This window comes from Haloferax sp. ATB1 (assembly GCF_000730175.1).
Window position 1 is genome coordinate 1 of sequence record NZ_JPES01000065.1, and the last position, 19,020, is coordinate 19,020.

General features: G+C 56.7%; 13 protein-coding genes and 4 pseudogenes. 3 read left to right on the forward strand and 14 right to left on the reverse strand.

Annotated elements, in window-relative coordinates:
• Nucleotides 1-7: 7 nt before the first annotated feature.
• The 3 genes from ATB1_RS10445 to ATB1_RS10455 form a co-directional block, all read right to left on the reverse strand.
• Nucleotides 8-1,276 (reverse strand): RNA-guided endonuclease TnpB family protein, encoded by a 1,269-nt coding sequence (locus ATB1_RS10445; RefSeq protein ID WP_042662465.1) that lies wholly within the window; start codon nt 1,274-1,276, stop codon nt 8-10.
• Between the two features lie 348 nt (nt 1,277-1,624).
• Nucleotides 1,625-1,966, reverse strand: coding sequence for a hypothetical protein (locus ATB1_RS10450; RefSeq protein WP_042662466.1), 342 nt, complete (start codon nt 1,964-1,966; stop codon nt 1,625-1,627).
• Nucleotides 1,963-2,316, reverse strand: coding sequence for a hypothetical protein (locus ATB1_RS10455; RefSeq protein ID WP_042662467.1), 354 nt, complete (start codon nt 2,314-2,316; stop codon nt 1,963-1,965). The genes ATB1_RS10450 and ATB1_RS10455 overlap by 4 nt, the downstream gene beginning before the upstream one ends.
• A 214-nt stretch (nt 2,317-2,530) precedes the next feature.
• Between ATB1_RS10455 and ATB1_RS10460 the strand changes: the two genes are divergently transcribed.
• The 3 genes and pseudogenes from ATB1_RS10460 (at nt 2,531) to ATB1_RS22425 (ending at nt 4,735) form a co-directional block, all read left to right on the forward strand.
• Entirely contained in the window at nt 2,531-2,773 is a 243-nt protein-coding gene (locus tag ATB1_RS10460; RefSeq protein WP_042662468.1) for a hypothetical protein, read from the forward strand.
• A 173-nt stretch (nt 2,774-2,946) separates the two neighbouring features.
• A pseudogene (locus ATB1_RS10465) lies at nt 2,947-4,022 on the forward strand (hypothetical protein).
• The gene (locus ATB1_RS22425) at nt 4,022-4,735 is read left to right on the forward strand and encodes a hypothetical protein (protein ID WP_198526042.1); all 714 of its coding nucleotides are present in this window, start codon (nt 4,022-4,024) and stop codon (nt 4,733-4,735) included. Before ATB1_RS10465 ends, ATB1_RS22425 begins: the two are co-directional and overlap by 1 nt.
• Nucleotides 4,736-5,062: 327 nt before the next feature.
• Here ATB1_RS22425 and ATB1_RS10475 read toward each other — a convergent pair whose 3' ends face one another.
• From ATB1_RS10475 to ATB1_RS10525, 11 genes and pseudogenes are all read right to left on the reverse strand, one after another.
• Entirely contained in the window at nt 5,063-5,353 is a 291-nt protein-coding gene (locus ATB1_RS10475) for a hypothetical protein (RefSeq protein WP_042662469.1), read from the reverse strand.
• A 124-nt stretch (nt 5,354-5,477) separates the two neighbouring features.
• Nucleotides 5,478-5,941: pseudogene (locus ATB1_RS10480) on the reverse strand (nucleic acid-binding protein).
• A complete protein-coding gene (locus tag ATB1_RS10485; RefSeq protein WP_042662470.1) occupies nt 5,938-6,189 on the reverse strand; it encodes a ribbon-helix-helix protein, CopG family in 252 nt (83 codons plus the stop codon). Before ATB1_RS10485 ends, ATB1_RS10480 begins: the two are co-directional and overlap by 4 nt.
• A 248-nt stretch (nt 6,190-6,437) precedes the next feature.
• Nucleotides 6,438-6,998, reverse strand: a complete 561-nt coding sequence (locus ATB1_RS10490) for a hypothetical protein (RefSeq protein WP_241768063.1) — start codon at nt 6,996-6,998, stop codon at nt 6,438-6,440.
• A gap of 703 nt (nt 6,999-7,701) precedes the next feature.
• Complete coding sequence (locus ATB1_RS10495; protein ID WP_004043160.1) at nt 7,702-7,887, reverse strand: hypothetical protein; 186 nt, start codon at nt 7,885-7,887, stop codon at nt 7,702-7,704.
• An 18-nt stretch (nt 7,888-7,905) separates the two neighbouring features.
• Nucleotides 7,906-8,304, reverse strand: coding sequence for a type II toxin-antitoxin system death-on-curing family toxin (locus tag ATB1_RS10500; protein ID WP_004043161.1), 399 nt, complete (start codon nt 8,302-8,304; stop codon nt 7,906-7,908).
• A 62-nt stretch (nt 8,305-8,366) separates the two neighbouring features.
• On the reverse strand, nt 8,367-8,924 hold the full coding sequence (locus tag ATB1_RS10505) for a sugar-specific transcriptional regulator TrmB (protein WP_394324771.1): 558 nt from the start codon (nt 8,922-8,924) through the stop codon (nt 8,367-8,369).
• A gap of 82 nt (nt 8,925-9,006) precedes the next feature.
• Complete coding sequence (locus ATB1_RS10510; RefSeq protein WP_008606486.1) at nt 9,007-11,043, reverse strand: P-loop NTPase fold protein; 2,037 nt, start codon at nt 11,041-11,043, stop codon at nt 9,007-9,009.
• Nucleotides 11,044-11,209: 166 nt separating this feature from the next.
• Nucleotides 11,210-12,382 (reverse strand): cell division protein FtsZ, encoded by a 1,173-nt coding sequence (ftsZ, locus tag ATB1_RS10515; protein WP_008606485.1) that lies wholly within the window; start codon nt 12,380-12,382, stop codon nt 11,210-11,212.
• Nucleotides 12,383-13,066: 684 nt separating this feature from the next.
• Nucleotides 13,067-14,262, reverse strand: a pseudogene (locus ATB1_RS10520) (hypothetical protein).
• A gap of 317 nt (nt 14,263-14,579) precedes the next feature.
• Nucleotides 14,580-18,928: pseudogene (locus ATB1_RS10525) on the reverse strand (primase-like DNA-binding domain-containing protein).
• Nucleotides 18,929-19,020: the final 92 nt, after the last annotated feature.

Genomic DNA, 19,020 nt, shown 5'->3' on the forward strand with positions numbered 1-19,020 from the left:
TGGGATATTAGGGTTCGCAACTCACCTGTTCGCTCGGTGCGAAACGCCCCGAGGTTTGGTTGAACAGGTGGACTGCTGGCCGTGCCAAACGACCGTTACTCATATCCTCCGTCGGAGGACTCTGAGTTATCTTTCTGCGAATATTCACCGCGCCATTCACATCTGCGTTCATCGTCACACCGCACGACCCACAGACGTACAACCCACGCTCCACACGGTTCGCATCACGCTTTCGACCACAACACGAACACGTCTTACTCGTGTCTCGCTCTGAAACACGGTCAACGAGGATGCCGTGTTCTTCGGCCTTGTATCCGAGCAACGTAGTGAAGCGGTCGAATTCCCATCCGTGGAGTTTCTTGTTTCCACGCTTCCCCCAGTTTCGAGCATCACCGTTCTCGTCTTCACGAATCTTGCTCAAGTCACCGATGGCGATGCGACCAACCTCGTGGTCGATACACTGCTCAACGATATGCTTGGCGAGGGCGTGCAGGAAGTGGTCTTTCCGACGCGAGAGTTTCTGCCGGGCACGGAGCGCACGGCGCGACGGGCCGTTCTCGCCCTCAGTGTCGTACTCGTCACGGGTGAAGTAGTGCTTGTCCTGTTTGAGAACGTTCCCCGGATACAACTCAGCGTCACCGTCGTCGTAGGCGATAGCGAGGTAGTTCTTGATGCCGAGGTCGATTCCAGCCGTGTTGTCGCCGGGTGCGTCCTCGACAGGAATCTCGACTTTGCAGACGAGGTGGAGTTCCCATCGGTCGCCGTTCCACACGGCTCGAACCTGCTGGATGTTCTCCACGGTCACGTCCGGGCGCGTCTCGTACTCTGCGAGGATGAAGTCCGAGCGGTGGTTCTTGAGATTGAAGCCTTTGCTCAGACGGAGTTGGTTGTGCTTGGAATCGTGCTTGATACCCATCTGTTTCCACGTCACGGTGGAGCGTGGATGATTGTCGCCTCGCTTTCGGTAGCCGGGGAGATTCGCGTCTGTGTCGCCGTTCTTGCGCTTTTTGAACCAGCCGGTGAACGATTCAGCGAGTTCTTCGAGAACGCGCTGACTTGACTGAGAATGCAGGTCACTGTATCGTTCGTGGTCTTTTAATTCGCGCTTGAGGTCGGCTTCGGACGGAATCTCGCCAGTGTCATCCCATTCTTGCTGGATGTGGTAGCGGGCGACGTTCCACAGTTTGGATGCTGAGTGTCCGCAGTCATCGAGGTCGTCACTCACCTGAGAGTGGTTGACGATTTTTGCTCGATAGGTGCGGGTTGTTTCCAGCATCGGACTGTGTTCATAAGCACTTATGAGAAATAATTTATTAAAAGTAACGACCGAGACGTAGAATATCCGGTCTGCAATCGAACGTGGTTAGTGGAGGAGTTGTCGGCTGTATCCCCGCCCTGAAGGGTGAGGTTTTAGCCTTGAAACTTCCATAACCCACGTCCCTGTATCATATAAAGCCTCAGTCACCCTGGTGATTGGACATGATCTGTCGGTGTTGCGTCCGGACATTTCGTGGTCTCCGTCACCCCTGCTGGGGGCGGAAAACGCTACCAACCGGTAGCTGTCTTACAAGAACCACCATGCAGCGTATCTTGGTGAGAACACGGTATTCAGTCAATACGCTCGTCAGGTCGAAGTAGACGTATCTGTCGGGTCGTGTAGCTCCCAAAGCATCTCGACAGCGAGTGTCCCGATTCGGACGCCGTCAACATGTTCCACGTCAAGATCAACAGTTGCTGTCCGAAAGAGGTAACATTCGACGAGAATGCGAGATGCGACAGTCCGGACGGTCTCTTCGTCATAGCGGGCAAGAACGCCCGTCATCATCTCGTCGAAGTGGGCATCCTGTTGGTCGGTACGCGAACTGTGCCCACGATCAAGCAGGAAACAGCAAACGTCCTCGAACGATGGGTGGGCTGGATTTCCTGTCGCCTCATAGACTGGGTAGGGCGCGTCAGTCTCCGTCACAGGTCTTCCTCTAGTGACGATGGTCCCCACTCGTCCCCAGACCGTTGCTGGCGGACGTAGTGGAGCACTGAGTCGAGTGTCTCAGTATCCTCAATTTCCTCAAGCAGGCCCGCGAGTTCGCTTAGCCGTTGCTGACGATCGACGATTTCTGGATCGCCGTGCTCCGTCTCGATCGCGGCCACCTCGACGTGGCGGTCCTCGCTCCACCCACACGTCCAGCACTGCCGGTGGAGAATGACTTCTTCGCCCTGTTCGGTATCGAGAATTGCGTTGGCAAGGGGCGTCGATGGCGGCCGCCCGGGGCCGACCTCTCGAGAGACGTACGGCTCACCACAGTCCGGACACTCCATACGTCAAAGTCGGCTGGCATGCGCCTAAATCGTGTGGATGGGTCCACGGCGGGTCCACTCTCGGCCGACAGAAAGCACTTATCCGACCCTACTATACAGAACGAGCATGCATTCGTACTCGTTGGTCAGGAAACCACGTATTCGGTGACGCGGTCCGCACGACCTCGCCCCCTGTGGGCTCGTAGCGGGCTGCATCCTGGATACGTACATCACCATGGATGACGCTGAACTCCTCCGACGCGAACTGCGTGCCGCACGCGATGAACTCGTCCGCAAGGGCGCCGACGAGGCCGATGATCCAGTCGCGGCCGCAAGCCAGCTTCCGCTCATGCCTGAGCGTGATGACGAGTTCCTCCGGCTCGCACTCATGAGCGTGAACGAACTCGAAACACACATCGAACGTCTCGAGCGAGACCTCGATGACCTCAAGAACGGTCTCGACCACCCCGACGACTAATCCACACCGACGCTGCTGGAGCGGTATCCGTCGGTCCCCTCCAAGAGGGATACAAACAACGTCGGTGTCGCAGTCGTTCAGTCGATCTACAGACGTGTCGGCCACGCGCGCCCCATACCCGACGCTACCTCAGACCCAGTCAACCACTTGAATCGACTCACACCAAATCCACGATGAAGGTCTATCCAAAAATTCCACGCTACGACCACCCCATCGTTCCAGACGACTTCTTCGACGCAGACGACCTTGTCGTCGTCGAGAAGTTCGATGGGAGCGCCTTCCGCTTCGCACTCTACGACGAGCGCTATGCGGACGCTATCCGAGTGCTGTCAGTAAGGCCGCGGACGGAGACGGGAGTCTCGTCTTCGGAACACGTCGGTCCATCATGGGCTGCCATCGTGACTCACTTGGAGAGGTTGACGGGGCACTTCACCGTGCGGTTCGCTGCCTCCGTGACGGCGTCGACACGGAGGCGCTTCGACGCGTACACGATGAATACGCGAGCCCGCTTGTCGTCTATGCGGAGAATCTCGTCTACTCGACGCTCGACTACGGCTACACCGACCGCGAACTCCCAGCACTCATTGGTTTCGACGTCCTCCCGTTTGATCGTATCGAGACCTACACCCCCGCAGGGAACCCCTACACGGAGACTTTCGCGGGATTCCTCGACACACCCACAGTCTGGCGTATCCTCGAACGCATCCGCCACGAAGATACCCCGAGCGAGCGCTCGTTCCTCCCGGCGACAATCCTCGAAGAACAGAGTACTATCGATCCCGAGTCATTCGACGTGCCGCCGTCGTCACTTGCAGCGGGCGTCCACGCAGAGGGTGTCGTTGTGCGCAGCGACACGTATGAGCGCCGCGTGAAAATCGTCCGTGAGGCATTTCACGAGTTGAACCGTGAACAGTTTGGCCAGAATCCCGATGAGGCCGAAACGGGTGCGGAGTATCTCGTTGCAACCTACTGTACGCCGGCGCGTATCCGGAAAGAGGTCCGAACGATGGTCGTCGAAGATGGCCGCGAGTTCGGCCAGCACCTCATTAATGACCTTTATCCGCGAATTGTTGAGGACATTTGGGCCGAAAACTACCCCGAGATTATGCAACTCGACAGGGCGATCGTGCCTGGAAACGTCTATCCACTCGTCGCCGAGCGCTGTGTTGCCGAACTCCGAAAGATACAGACGAACGCTATGCTCAACGACGCCGACCCTACCACGATCTGGCAGCACCTCACCGAGTGATGACCGAGTATCCACGTGATGAGATTCGCAGGCGGGGTGGCGACCCTGAAGACATAAGCGACCGCTATCGCGACCAGAAACCAGCGTCGATCTCTGTCTCGTGGGCTGACTTCGTCGAAACAGTCTGTAACGAGGACGACACCATCGAGTACATCACGGCAATCCAAGAAGCACTCACGAGGCTCAGACGTCGCAAACGCGAGTGTGACATCGGTATGCCCATCTCAGCGCAGTGGGAGACCGACGTCCAACAGCGGCTGATCGCGAAGTACGCGTTTGCGATTCCAACACGCGAGGCACTGGAGTATCTGCGCGAGCAGGGGCCACTCATCGAACTCGGGGCATGGAAGGGCTACTGGGCGTCCGAACTCGACAACTGCGGTGCCGACATCACTGCCTACGACATCGATCCAATCCTCGATCCGTGGTTCCCAGTCGAGTCTGGCGACCAAGATGTCTTGTTGGAGTACAGCGAGACGGAGACACTCGTCCTTTGTTGGCCACCAGTCGGGCCGATGGCCTACGAGGCACTCCTCCTCCACGACGGTGACGTCGTCTACATCGGCGAGCGACCCGGAGAGGGATACAAGGCGTTCGCAGATATGCGATTTTTCGACGTCCTTACCGCTCGTTACGAACACGTCGCCCAGATCGACCTGCCGAGCCATCCGGGTGCAACAGACGATCTGCATCATTACCGGCCGCTGGATTAAACGTGTGCAGACGCTAGATCCAATCCGATCGCAGTTGGGTATCATTCGGAGGGCCAACCCAAGAGTAACCAGCATCAGTTGGCAGCTCGATAACGACTACTGCAGAACGCCCTCGTCGAACACCACTCCAAGGGCGTGTATCGATGATGAGCCAACAATCGTCACAGTCCTGGTGAGCACGCCCGTCCGGGTTCGCCGCCGACTGGACTGCGCAGTCGACGCAGACCGAATGAGTGACCCATTCGTCCTGTCTTGGTGTGGGCCACGCTAGTCTCGGTCTCGGGCGGGGGTGTCACAAAAAGGGACACCCCGTGAGCGTCTGCTGTCTCACTCGTCGTCCACGTCAGCACCGCGGCCAGCCGTCCAGCCACGGTGGAAGACGGCCAGCTGCATCGTTGAGCCAAACGCAGTGCTGCTCGGCTCGTGAACCAGAACGCGGTCCTCGGGGACCGGAGTGACGATGTCCGCGTCGATGAGCTCGCTGACAATGTACTGGGCCGTTCCGTCGTCAAGGTCTGCCATGTCGACGCTGCCGGCATCGCGGTCCTGGATAAGCTGTTCTTTTTCGAACTGTTCGTAGTCGCAACTCGTGTCGTCGTGCGGATCGGGACTAGGCATAGAGAGTCACGCAGCGCACCCTATTGCGTGCTGTACGTCTCACGGTGTGCACGAGAAACAGCCCAGTCGGAGAGTCAGTCCAGTTGCAGGTTGCGATAGCCGACAACGTTGCCGTCGTCGGTAATTAGCACTCATCGAGGAGTGAGATACCGTGCTCAACCACAGCGTCAGTAACGAAGAGACTCGTTTCAGTCTGGAGTGCTCGCATCAGCTTAGCCGCCGCTGATTTCTCGAGTTCTCCCCGTGTGAACGCAAGCACGAGAATCCCAATCGAGCCATGGACTTCCACATCGCGATCGTTCGCAGCGTCTCGTGCTGCAAGGTCGTCGGTCAGGAGTACGGCAGCGCGTTCAGATGCGATGGCGAGTGCAGCTGTCTCACCGGGATCCAACTCGACGCCAAGATCAGTTGTGTCACTCTCGACTAGTTCGTACTCAATGGTTTCGAGCGCAGGTGGGACCGTTCCCGCCTCGAGTTCTTGGTAGACAGTCTGTGGAATCAACAACTCATCGACGACCGAGAGCAAGCAAGCGCGTCAATCTCGTCGAGATGAATAATAGGGCCCGCATCAGCAACCGCGAGGATCACGCATTCAGTCCCCACCGAACGTCGTCTTCGATAGCCTGTACCTCCTGCTCTGCTCGTTTGACGCGGTCTCGACCGACGAGGTTGATTGCGGTCTCGCGGTCGATTTCGTCGTCTATGTATCGCGAGAGAACGAGGTCAACCCAGAGATCTTCGACGCCGCGTTCCAACGCCTGTTCAAGGATCTCTGATTCGGGGATGCCCCGCGCTTCGGCGATTTCTTGCACCCGTTCAGTAAGATCCGTGGCCATGGGTAGATGATTGCTCTGTGGTGGCGTAAACATCTGTGGACACCCTATGGGAGGTCTCAGAAACGACCTTGGACAACCGTTTCGTTCATTCTCACATCGACATCGTCCGAACCCCACTCTTCGCGAGATGGGGTTCCGTTGGCGCGTAGCGGTTGCACCACGGAGTGAGCAGAAGTAGCTGCGAGGGAGGTGTCATCACGACTAGACAGCAACAGAAACTAACCCCGAGACACAGCAACAGATCCGAACTATAGGTATTTCTCAATGAGTAAGTCGGCGAAGATGCTCTGTGGACGGAGGAGTGGGTCTGCAATGAACGAACGGTGTTCGGTCCATAGTTCGTCAAAGACTATACGAGGCTGATCAATGTGCGCCGCTGCGTCCTGGAATGCGTCTTGGAGATCGTTGTACCCGATGAGTTTGTTCGGGTCAGCATCGGGATCCATGTTGACGAGACGTCCGACCGACCGATTTGCTTCCGAGGAGTTCAGCCGAATTCCTCCAGTCTTCACGAGTGCTTGGAGGATATTCGTATCGAGGGCGACGTGAAGGTCATTGCGCCACTCGGGATTCACATTGAGGACGTCAACGGCAATGCGAAGGAACTCGTTGGCGATCTTCTGACCGATGTGTTTCTGCTCATATAGTCGACGAAACGCTTCGTCTCGGCTGTCCAAGGAGAGAACTGAAGTGGGATCGATGTTGGCCACGAGTATTTCGTACGCTTCTTGGCCCAGGGGTTGAGAGCGGGCCTGAATCACGCGTTTGAAGACTGTATCTAAGTCCTCCGTGGAGGGTGGAATCGACACAGAATAGACGAGCTCGAATTCCGATCGTGTCTCTCGACGATGCCGATTGACGACACCCTCCTCGTCGAGTCGCTCTGCAAGTCGACGAATCCGAGTTCTGTCAATGTGCACGAAAAACGCTAACAGCTGTGGTAGTAATAAATCTAATCTGAGTGAGCCTCCAGAGACGGGCGATGTCGCCCTTGGCACGGTTTGCGGCGTGTGACACGACTTCACGACTTGGTCTTGACCACAGTAACCAGCGAAGCGGGAGAGAGTGTAGGACACTCTACCTGCACCGCGGTTGACCGTTCAGTCGCGGTCAAAGACAGCGAGCTATAGTTTCTCGAACTGTGTGGAGTAACACTCGTGTCGTCGAAGAGATTGGGATCAGCCATAGTGAGTCACGCTGCGCATGCTGTCACGTGCTGCATGTTTCTGGCGTTGAAGAGACGTATCGCGTCTCGTTCGCATCGTACAGGATCTGCAGTTCTGCGAATTCATCAGAACCCGGTGGACTGCAAGACACTAAAACGCAAAGTGTTCTAGAGACGCCGATAAACAACCCATGCGAGACTGTGACTCTTACTCACTTCACAGGGCAGCTATCCGGTCTTCAATGTCGTCGAGGACGAGTCGAAGCACGTCGCGATGGTCGGTCAGCCACGAAGCGTCGTCGCCGGGGTGGGGCGAGTCGGCGGGGAGTCGGAAGAATTCTGTTGGCTTACTCGTCTTCGAGTGCGGCGTAGATCTCTGCGTGGCGGCGTCCGTCAAGTTTCCCCATCTCAAGGGCGATCGCATGACGTTCCTCGTCGCTATCGGCCGCCTGATACCGCTCGTATAATCGGCGAACTTCTTCATCGACCGTCGCCGAGGAATCGGTGCTGGACGCCATCTCTGTGTCGAACATACTCTGTGTGTCCCTTTATCAGTTGCGACGAGCGCACGCTCGGAAGTAGATCACTGCGGTCTCAGTGTCGACGGCGGATTCATCGGTCGCAAAGCGGTGCAGTAAGGCGCGAATTTCGTCACCGTAGTCGAACGTGTACCCGTTCAGCATGTAGAAGACGACTACCGTTCGGAGCGCCGTTCGCTTGTTCCCGTCGACGAACGGATGATCCGCAACAAGAAGCCGCATCAGATGTACCGCTTTTTCATGCAGTGTCTGTGGAACCTCCCCAAAGTATCCTTCAGAGACGTACTGCACTGCAGATTCGATTGCGTCCTCCGATCGAATTCCGGGTTCTGTGGCGTCGCCCTCGTCAACGATCTGCTCGTGGAGATCGAGAATGAGCTCGACCGAAGGATACGCGACGTCGTCAGTCACAATTGCGACTCTCTCGCGCTAGCCAATAGTCGTTTCTTCCGTGTTGTAACACTCGACGTCCGTCATTTCTCTTGGCAGTCGCTACGGGCGCGTTGCTGACGGGCACGTTCGTAGCGTGTTCGCTCCTCGAGAGCGGTCGCCCAGTCGCCGAGGTCACCGTATATGTCATCGATCGTCCGGTCGTCGCTCGATTCGGCAGCGACGACGGCGTCGACGGCCGCTGGCGTCGGAGCACCATACGTGTCCTCGTACGCCTCGATCCGCGAGCTCAGTTCCCGAACGCGCTGCTGAAGGTCTTCGATGGAGTGGTCGGCCGCGAGCTGGTTGATTCGCCGCCACTCGAGGTAGGCGTCGTTGCGCTCGTATGTGGCCGGATGACCGTCGTGGCGCGTGACGATACCGAGTTCACTGAACCAACCCAAATATTTCCGAGCCGTTTTCGGATCACAGTCGGCGACGTTGGCGATGGCGCTCGCTGTTGTCGGCTCGCGAGTCTGGAGAATGGTCCCGTAGATGCGTTGCTCAACGTCGTCGCCACGAAACACATCGTCGAAAGCAAGCGGGCCGCCCGCGGCGTACCGATCGGTCAGTCCAAATGCGACGACAGCACTTACGACCATCCGAACACAGTTCGCCACCACCGAGGTGTTTGATCGAGTATAACCCAAGTTCGTCTTGGAAGAGAGGCCTATGTCCGTGTACTTAGTCGATGATTTCGGTGTCTTCCGACTTCCGAAGCTCTGCGAGGGACCGTTGCCACTCCTCCCACCGGGTGTCCCCACTCTCATCAGTAGCGTCGATCGTCTGTAGTTGCTGTTCGAGAACAGCTGCTAACTCGTCGGGGTTATCCACCGACCAGAAATCCCGAGAGATTGGCGAATTTATGAACTCCGTATTAGGGCTCAACGAGACGATTTGGAGTTGTTCCGGTGCGTTTTCACAGAGCCGCTGGAACCACGTTTTCGCGAGAAGCGCTGGGTCAACGATCCAGATGAAGCAGTAGTAGAGTTCATCAACTTCTGCAATTGGCTTCTCCTTTGTGTTTTCAAAGATGACGAGTTGTAAATCCAGTTCCAACGTTTCCGAGACGGATTCGAGGCGTGATTGGATCCTCTCCGGGTCGTATTCCGCGCTATCAAAGAACGCGATCTGGACGGTCGTCTCTGCCTCTTCCTGGTCCGAATTAGTTGGCCGGTCAACACGCGGCGAGATTTTCTGTAAATCGATAACCGACACCTGGTCCATCCGATATCGGTCCCCGTCACCGTACGCAAGAAGATCAAGAAGGGAGTCCTTTCCACTCCAGTCCTGCAACACGTCATGTTCGGCGATATCCTCTTCGCCTCCGTTAGCGAACCGAGATAGCCGCTTAAGGGCCGTCTGGTCGTTTGCCACGTCAGTCATGAACGTAGGCCATTGAATACTTATCACAACGAACTTCGCGAGCTGTAGCAGGGTTATCGTATCCCCGATTGGTTCCTCGTCCTCACCCGCAAGTAGTCCCTCAGACTCCGCGAGCACCGCTCGAAGCCGATATAAGTTGAGGAATCGCTTTACCTGTCGTGGGTTGTTTTCGAGAGCGGGCGCCGCCATTTTCACCACGTCGTCGAGCGTCGCTTCGAACCGCGGAGAAAGTTCATGTTCCCAGATCGCTTCAATGTCGCTTCTGTCAGTGTAAGTCTTCGTCTCCTCCTCTTCGTCGAGGATGTCCCTGCGCACAAGCTTCTGGATATCCTCTCCTTTCGGCTTGGGAACAATGAAGGGGATCTGAATGAACTTCTCCAGATAGCGGTAGCCAAACTCTATCGACTCGTCCTCGGTGTTGTCATTAAGATAGTCGAGGAGTGTATCGTGCTTTGCGGCGATCCCTGCAGCAACACGTTCTCGATCTAATCCAATAACGAAGATGAGCTTAGAGTTGTTCGACACCATTAGATTTATCGACCGCATCAGATCGGCCGCCTTCGGGACGGTACACCGGTCGACGTCGTCCATAAAGACGTATACTGGATCGTCGTCGGCATAGACGTCAAGTATGCGTTCGAGATCCGACTGAAACACCTGCAGGAACTCCGTCCGTTCCCGATAGGACGGGTCGTTTACATGTCTTTCAAATGATTTGTTTACTGATGCAGCCCACACTCCGTACACACGGCGACTGAGATCAACTGCGGCGAGAATACTGACCACGACGCCGCTCGTTCCTAACCAGAACCTGAAGTTCAGTCCGGTCTCGGGGAACCTCGCGGCAAACAAGTCAACGCCGACAATTAACCAAAACCACAGGCCACCCAGAACTACGATGATGGACACCACCAAGATGGCCGCAAGCTTCGACAGGGCGCCGTTACTAGTTTCGGCGAGGAGTCGGCGCCAGCTGATGGCCGTGAACTTCGCCGGGCGCTTGTACCACGGAACGCTGTTCTTGAGGGACTCAACGAACGTGAGTGCGAATGACGCCCATAGTGCCTCCTGCTGCTCGTGCTTCCATGGGTTGAACTCAACTGTTGTCTCCCCGTCCTCTTCCAGCTCTCGTCGGAGCTGGCGCATGAAGGACGACTTCCCGCTCCCCCATTTACCCTCGACAGACAGCGTCAGTGGAGGCTCCGTTTCTTTATGCGTGAGGAAATACTTGACCGCAGTAACATAGGGATGGAACCCGAGTTTGTCGATTTCGGCTGGGTGGTCATCGGTGGCCCCGAAATGCATGTCCGAATTCTCATCCGCGTCCCCACCCATGGCTAACAGGTTTCTTGACATGTTACAAAACAGTTGTCTTCTGATATATTGCTGCCACCTCTCACTTAGCTTCCCGACCGATGATTAGAGCGCTACATGTTCGACTCTTTGTCTACTGACGGACTGGCGGACAGATCGCGGTGTCGCACGACGAGTTTCGGCGCGGTTACCGAATTACGTCGACATCATCGTCACTATCGTCGTCTTTCCCACCGTCCACGACTGGATCCGTCCGATCCCCGGCCTCAGTTCCGGGTTCTGGTTGGGGTCCTCTAGTCGTCCTAGGCTGTGATTTGTCGGTCTGCTTTTGCGTGGATGGGGCGAGCACCTGCGCCGACTGGACGCCGGTCATGATGGCCATAACCCGGACCTTACCTTTGTACTCATCCTGGATGCGAGCACCCCAGATGACGTTCGCAGAGGCATCGAGCCGTTCGGTAATGTTGCTCGCGATCCCCTCGGCCTCTTTCAGCGTCAGGCCAGGTCCGCCTGTTATGTGGACTAAGCCGCCGGATGCGTCGCGGTAGTCCACGTCGAGAAGCGGATGATTCACCGCGTCGTTCACCACTTCCTGGATCTGATTATTGTCCTGTGTCTCGCCGACGAGCATCACCGCGACGCCGCCCTGATCCATAATCGTTGCAATATCGGCATAATCTAGGTTGATGAGGGACGGTTGGGTGATGGTCTCCGAGATGCCCTTGACGGTCTCGGCGATGATCTGGTCCATAACGGAGAACGCCTTCCCGATAGGGAGGTTGGGCACATAGTCAAGCAGACGGTTGTTGTCGAGGACGATGATGGAGTCGGCCTCGTTGCGAAGTTTCTCCAGCCCCTCCTCTGCCTTCACCGTCCGGGCGCGCTCAACGTTGAATGGGATCGAAACCATGCTCACAACGATTGCGCCCTGCTCTTTAGCTATCTTCGAGACGACGGGGGCCGCGCCGGTCCCCGTGCCGCCACCCATACCAGCGGTGACGAACACGAGATCAGCGTTGGCGAGTACTTCCTTGATGGTTCCCTGAGACATCTGGGCCGCGCGCTCGCCCATTGAGGGGTCACCACCGGCACCGAGTCCCTGTGTGAGCGACTTGCCAACGAGAATCTTCGTATCTGCCTCGATCATCTTCAGATGCTGTTTGTCGGTGTTGATGGCGACTATGTCCGTTCCTTCGACACCGATTTTGTACAGTCGGTTGACAGTATTATTTCCCGCACCGCCAGCCCCGACGATGACGATCCGAGGGTCTACGAATTCTTTGGTATCATCCGGTCCGGGGTCCGTATCCCGGCTTTCAGCCTCCGCATTCTCGAGCGCATCCTTGACGAGGTCTTGCATTATGAGCACCTAGGATGGTCATCGAGTATGTCTGCGGACTCATTCACAGAGGCTGTGTTGTTGCCGAGGGGTTCGGCGAGGAGTGGCTGGGGACCACGGCGAGTCACAGCCGTGTGATCCATTTTGGATAGACGTAAGAAACTATCACGGGGCCTCGAGGGCTGGAAGTCCTCTAGTGATCGATATCGATCAGCGATCAAATTCCTTGCTCTCATTCGTGGCCCCCAATCGATGTTTCACGACGTGTTCTTGAACCAAATACAATACCTATGATACTAATAGTTCCGCTTAGTCCAGGGAGTAATATTCGGATCGTATATTCGGCGTTATTCTGATTCCCGTAGATTTCATGCTGAAATCGGAGGCCGTGACGGTGGCAGGCCGCCTACAACCACAGCGTCCCATTGACGTGAAAGACTGAGCTGTCGACGAGGATTCAGTAGGAGACCTCCCGAATAACTGTGTCCCCGTATCGTTCGATAGCCGTGGCAATCGTGCATCGAGATGTACATCTGGGAGACCCGTTCGCGGGGCAGCCGCACGGTCGAGCAGCCGCTCACAAACCCTGTCGACAAATGCATGCGCGGGATTGCTAGTTCGTTCTTGGACGTCGTACACAGTCGTTTCAACAGGGCCGCGTAGCGGGAGTATCTCAGTATCAACCCATGTTGCGGCGACGTGGTCTCACTTCAACCACGATCGTGTTCGCTCCCACATTGACGCAGATTCCGTGTCACGATCTCCATCCTGTTCACGAGGTGCTGCTGCCTCGACACGCTTCTCAAGCCGGTCAACAGTCGCTTCTAACTCCTCAATGTACGCCTGTTTTTCCGCGAGGGTCGCCTCAAGCGTTTTAACTCGCTCAGTCAACACCCGGTTCTTCTCGGCGAGATACGCCTTGTCCTGCGTTGATTGCGGTCCCACACTCTGTGCCGTCGTAGTCTCGTGATCCTCACGGGGCTGCGTGTCTGGATCGTAAAACTCCGACGTCTGCTGGACTGCTCGTTCAAGTGTCTTCTCACCGTACGTTGAGCCGTCTGCATAGTGGACTTCGTCCCATTTCTCGCGATACAGCCCCGATTCCCGAAAGAGGCGATCCATCTGTGGATGATTCCCGCCCGTCCAGAACGCGAGCAGACAGCAAAGTGCCATATCTGCCTCCGAGTGGCTCTCGTATCCACTCGTCTGGCCGCGCCACAACCGGTCGAACTTCTCACCGTTCGCTGCTTCCCTCGCTTTTGTCAGCACAACCTCGTCATTGAGGGCAGGCTCACTCGCGTCATCACGTGCTGCTGTGGGTGGTGTTGCACTCGGTGGCTCCGTTGTCGACGCAGTATCGGGCTGGACGTATTCACGATGGATGTCGACAAGTGCATCCTGCCGATGTGTGATCGCTGTCGGCGTCCCCGCAACGTGGGCACCGGTTACTGTAAAGAAGCGCGCCGTATCGTAGCACTCGACACTCCCGCGGCGATTCCGCCTGCAGGGAGTTTTCCTGCAACGAGGATGTGGAAACCCGTTCCCGATGGCGACACCTCCGTGTAGGAATCTAGCTGTGTGATTATCGCCTGTGCGTCGTCGTCAATCGTACCCGTCTCGGGGTCTCGACAGTCGTCTAAATCCACACCGACAAACGGGTCGTCATCGGTGAACACAAACCCAATCCCATCAGCGTCGTCTGACTCGACAGCCGCAACCGCAGTATTGAGATCAGACCATGTCACAGAATCAGTTGCCGAACCGAAGCCGCCAGTTGCAGGGTTGACGTGGACCTTCGTCGCTTTGTCATCTCGCATCTCACTCCGCCAGCAAACCCACTGCTCACGCTCGCGAAGTTCGGGTGGCAGCTGGTCTATATCGAGGTCAATTTCATCACACATTCGTTGTTCCTCGCTGACTCGCAGTCATCTCAGAGTCCAAATACGTCTGCATTGTCTGGTCACTTTGACAATACCCAGTTCCGACGGGGTCCCCCCTGTCTATACTAGTCGGATTCTGTCGTAACCGACAATCCGAATCTGTCCAAGATACGCCGTTCAGTCCCGCTATTATCCGAATTCTATCGTAACGGCTGTCGTAACTCTGGGCGATACTATCGTAACCTGTCGTAACCATCCGCCTGAACACTCCTTCGGCCGGTTTCTTGTTGAATCGGCCGTTGTTCGTCTGACCGGGGACAAACGCTGACAGACCAGTATCAGTCATTAGATAATTCCTCCTGAGTGAGGGCGAGCCCATCGTAATGACGAGTTGTGGCATTCCCGTCTTTCTTGACCGTGCTATCGAACTCAACGTGCTGTCTCAGCCGGCGTGTGAACCACCGCTTTGAGTCCGGTGAAAGCCCCTGTTCAGTCACCCACGACTGATAGCAGTTGTAAACCCGTTCAGAGGAGACAGATCCGTGGGCTGTCTCACGGAGGAACTCCTCTGCAAAGCGGCCCACAACAGCATCAGGGTCGTCTGCAAGCTCCGATACGTCGACCAGAGACTCGTCCGACTCGTCTGATGTGAGGGTTGCGGCTCTTTCGGCCGCTGCGGTATTGGATCGGGTTGGCTGTGCGACGAGATCCAGCTCCGAGAGGTCACTCAAGGGCCGTACTGTGCCGTCCCGATAAATTACTGCGTCACCGTCGTTCCGAAGAATGACGATAAGATACTGCTCACTACTGAATCCTGGATACGGCAGTTCATCTTCGGGGACGAATGGCCGCTTGAGCTTAGTCCAGTCAGCAGTAAACGCCTCTTTCGAGTCGTAGACATACTGCTCGCCCTCCGCGTAGACGACGTACTCATCAGCCGCGGAGTCATAGCTGTAAACCGCAGGCAGTCGACTCTTCGAGATTTCGTCTAATGACTCAACTCGAAGCAGTTCACCCCCAGCACCGTCTTCCAAAACAAGGCACCCATCGACTCGTGACCAGATCGTCTGTGCGCTCTCAGGTGACACGGGTCGAAGTGCCGTCAGACCACCCTCCTCGCTCGCACCACCATTGAACGAGATCGTTGTATCAGTCGTATAGAACCGCGTGTCTCCTGACAGGAGTTCACGAAGCGGTGACGACAGCACCTGTTCGACACGTTCTGCCCAGTAGGTTCCGGCTCACCAGCCCGAACGACAAACATCGGGATTTCCCCCGCCTCCTGTGCTTTGCGGAGGTTCGTGAGGACTTTCGCAGGCTTCCCTGGCGTTGTCGTCTCGACCTCGATGGCAAACGGAGCGTCAAACGCAGGGTGCGTCGCACGCCCATCCGGTTTCTCGCTCCCGTCTTGGCTGAGTATCGATACTGTACAGCCATGGGTCGTCAGTTCTGCTTCGATCTGTGCAAGAGCAGCGTCATGCTTCGAACTACCAGCAGATTGGACTGCCCCAGTGTCGGGGGAAGCAACCGCTTCGCCCGCTTCAGTAAGACGAATCACGAGTTCGTCTTGGTCGAGGTGAACCGTCGTTTCAAGGAAGCGAGAGCGCTGGCGAATCGTCGATAGTTCGTCGTACGTCGGTGCATCACCACCTGATTCGTCACACAGACGGCGGAGTTCATCATCAACGGTTTCGACTGAAACCCAGCCGTTTGCCTCACGTTCGGACAGCCGAAGTTGCACCGCTCGAACGACTTTCGCAAGAGCCGTGTCGAGTTCCCCATCAGTAATGTCAAGCGTGGTACTGAGTTCGTCGGGGAGTTCTGTCGCCGGTGCCTCAGTCGTGGTCACGCCGTACGTCTCGTCAACGCGGCCCTGCATCCGACTGAGCGTCTCACTAAACCGAGACTCTTCACTTTCGGTAAGAGGACGGTCGCTCTCAGGATGCCCATCCGGAATCGGCAGCGGAGCGAGACTGAACGGATACGGCCCAGTCTCACCGAAGATCGGACTTGGAAGATTCGCAATCCACTCACCACGCGGAAGTGACCGGATTCGGTTCGCGAACGCTGTTGGGTCCATCTCCTCGTGAGCCATCGCCCTAGCGAGCTCACGGTCAACGTTGATCTTCCCCACAATCGGACTCCCGATATTGTTGAGGACGTTGAGATAGGCGCGCCGCCCCCCTTCCGCTTTCATTTGCTCGGGGAACTGCATCGAGAGCCCGACTGACAGCCGGAAACTCCGCCCTTGCTCGAGTAGTGTATTCATGACATCCGAAACAGCAACCGACGCTGCCTCATCAATCAGGAGATTAACCACGTAATCGTCCGGCCGCTTACCGACATCCTGGTTCTCTTCTTTCAGGGCGTCCTCGAGGTTGGTCAGAATCACACCGGTCATGACGCGAGCAGCATCCTCACGGAGATCACCCAGATCAAAGAGAATCACCGTATCGTCGTCGATGACATCGCGGAAATCAAACCGTGGCTCGGTGTTGTTGAAGATTCGACGCAGGTGTGTGTCATCCGAAATAACTGAAAGACGATTGCCGACACCACCCAACACATTCGAGAAGGTCGTCTTGTCTGCCTGTAACTGTCGTCGGAGTGACCGCGAGACAGCCTCGTCACTCGATTGCGGGGCAGCACTCAGATCTGGCTGGGGTGGCCCTGCCTGCCAAAGTTGATCAAGCGCATACTCTAACTGCCGATGAGCGAAGTAGTCCGCTGACTCGCGATACTGGCCGTTTTCGCGACCATGCGTCTCATCGAACAACACTTTGATCAGCGACTTAATCAACCCAGGTGCGACTGTCGCCCGCTCGTAGCGGTCAACCCCCATAACGAGTTTCAGAATTTCCTCGTAGTGGTCGGCCTTTCGCTGGACAGCGTCTTCCCGCCGGAGTCCATTTTCAAGCGACGGCTCGAGATTGAAAAACGAGAAGCCGGGGAGGACGTCTGGGAGAGAGAAGTAGATAACATTCTCTCTGAGGTCGTCCAAGCCGAAACGCGCAGCATGCGCACGCATGTAGTTCTCCGCCATACCGTCGCCCTTCGGTTCGATGAGAATCGACGGCCCAGTCGTCGTCTCGTAGAGTGAGAGGAGTTCATTGATCTGTGCCTTGGACTTACCGGCCCCAGTCGTCCCAAACCGGCCATAGTGTGTCGGTAACAGTCCGGGAGGTATTCGAGTCGGTTGCTTCTCCGCTTCACCAGTCTCATCAAGCGCGTAGCCGATTGCCATGCCCTCACGGAACTCGCTCATGAGATCCGGATTCGGACGGGCAAGCGGGTTCCGGCTCTGTTGCTCAGCACGCGTCCCACGAGAACCCTCCATTGTCAATCGTTCCGACGAAGGGACAACCACGAAGTTCGCAAGCTCAGCGCCACAGAGAACCAACTCCGGCCGGGTCTTACCACGTCCAGTCGTTACCTCTCGCGAGAGGAGTCGCTGGAGCGCTGCTCGCGCGTTTTGTTCTTTCTTCGATTGTCGGAAGCCACGATCTCGAAGTCGCGTCGCTTCGATCTCGTAGAACGGGCCGTCGAGTGGGTCAAAGACCGGCGCGAGTGACGACAGACGGTCATCAAGCGCGTCGCGACCAGCCTCACTCGTTGGCACCCCAATCGCCCGGATGTTCGTCGTGTACGAGCGTTTGGGATTGACTGCATCAATCGCATCAAGCCGCTTGACGACGATGTCACTCAACTCGTCACGAGTCCGCCGCTCATACTCTAGTTCGGGGTCGAGCAGGTCGCCAAGGATTTTCTGCGACAGCGTATCCCGTCCATCATTCAAGTCCTCTTTGCGGAGTTCCGCATCCGCTTGCCAGCTCTCCCGGCGCTGAAACACGACTTGGAACGCGAGCGGTTCGCGTGCATCGTTCAGATGGTCGATCAGCGACGCAAGCACAGCACCCGGTTCGTCGACCGCCGGCAGCGTGCTCTCGTCGGGCGTCGCCGTCAGCGGTGTCAACGACGACATCCAATCCTGTTTCCGAACTGCCGACCCACACCACCGCACGCCCTGTGGTGAAACGGTGTCGACCGCGGGGCGGGCGAGAATCGTCCCGTCTGCGGCGACTGTCGGCTTCTCGACCGACGTGGGCGAAACCTCGTCAGCGAGGGAGTCAGTCGTTTCGAGTTCGACAACTATCTCTCCAACCGACACCAGTCCGTCCGCCGTTCTTCCACCCACGTCATCAGCGTCCGTCGGTGAACCCTCAGGCTCGGTGCCCTCCATTGCACCGCCGTCTGGCGTCGCGTCCGCCTCGGCATCTGCAGTCGAGTACTGCTCGTCGTCGGTGAACTCATACTGCAGGTCACCCTGCTGGTACCGCTCGACGAACTCCTCGTGAGACAATGCAACCGGGTGAATCAGCTTCGACGCGACGTCCACCTCGACACGCTCGATGTCGAACGTTTTCGGATAGATCGACCGAAGTCGCTCTTCGAGTGTCCCAAGATAGTCGTCGGCTCCATAGTAGAACTCAACCGGCGCATCTTGTCCGGTACTGAGTGCGAGGAACTCGAAGCACGGTGGGGTCGCGGATGTAAACGGGTTGAGTTTCGACCACAGCCCCGAGCTGTCAGGAGTCAGTTTGTGGAGACTCTCGAGCGTTTTCGGGATGCCACGAGGAGTAAGTTCCTCTGAAGTGGGTGTCACGCGAAGATACTCACGCTCACGCATCGTCGTTACCTCCAAGCTGGCCGTTGTCAGTTGCTGTTGAATCAGTCTGCATGTCTTGTGACTCTCCGTTTGCTTGCTGCGCTAACTCCGTC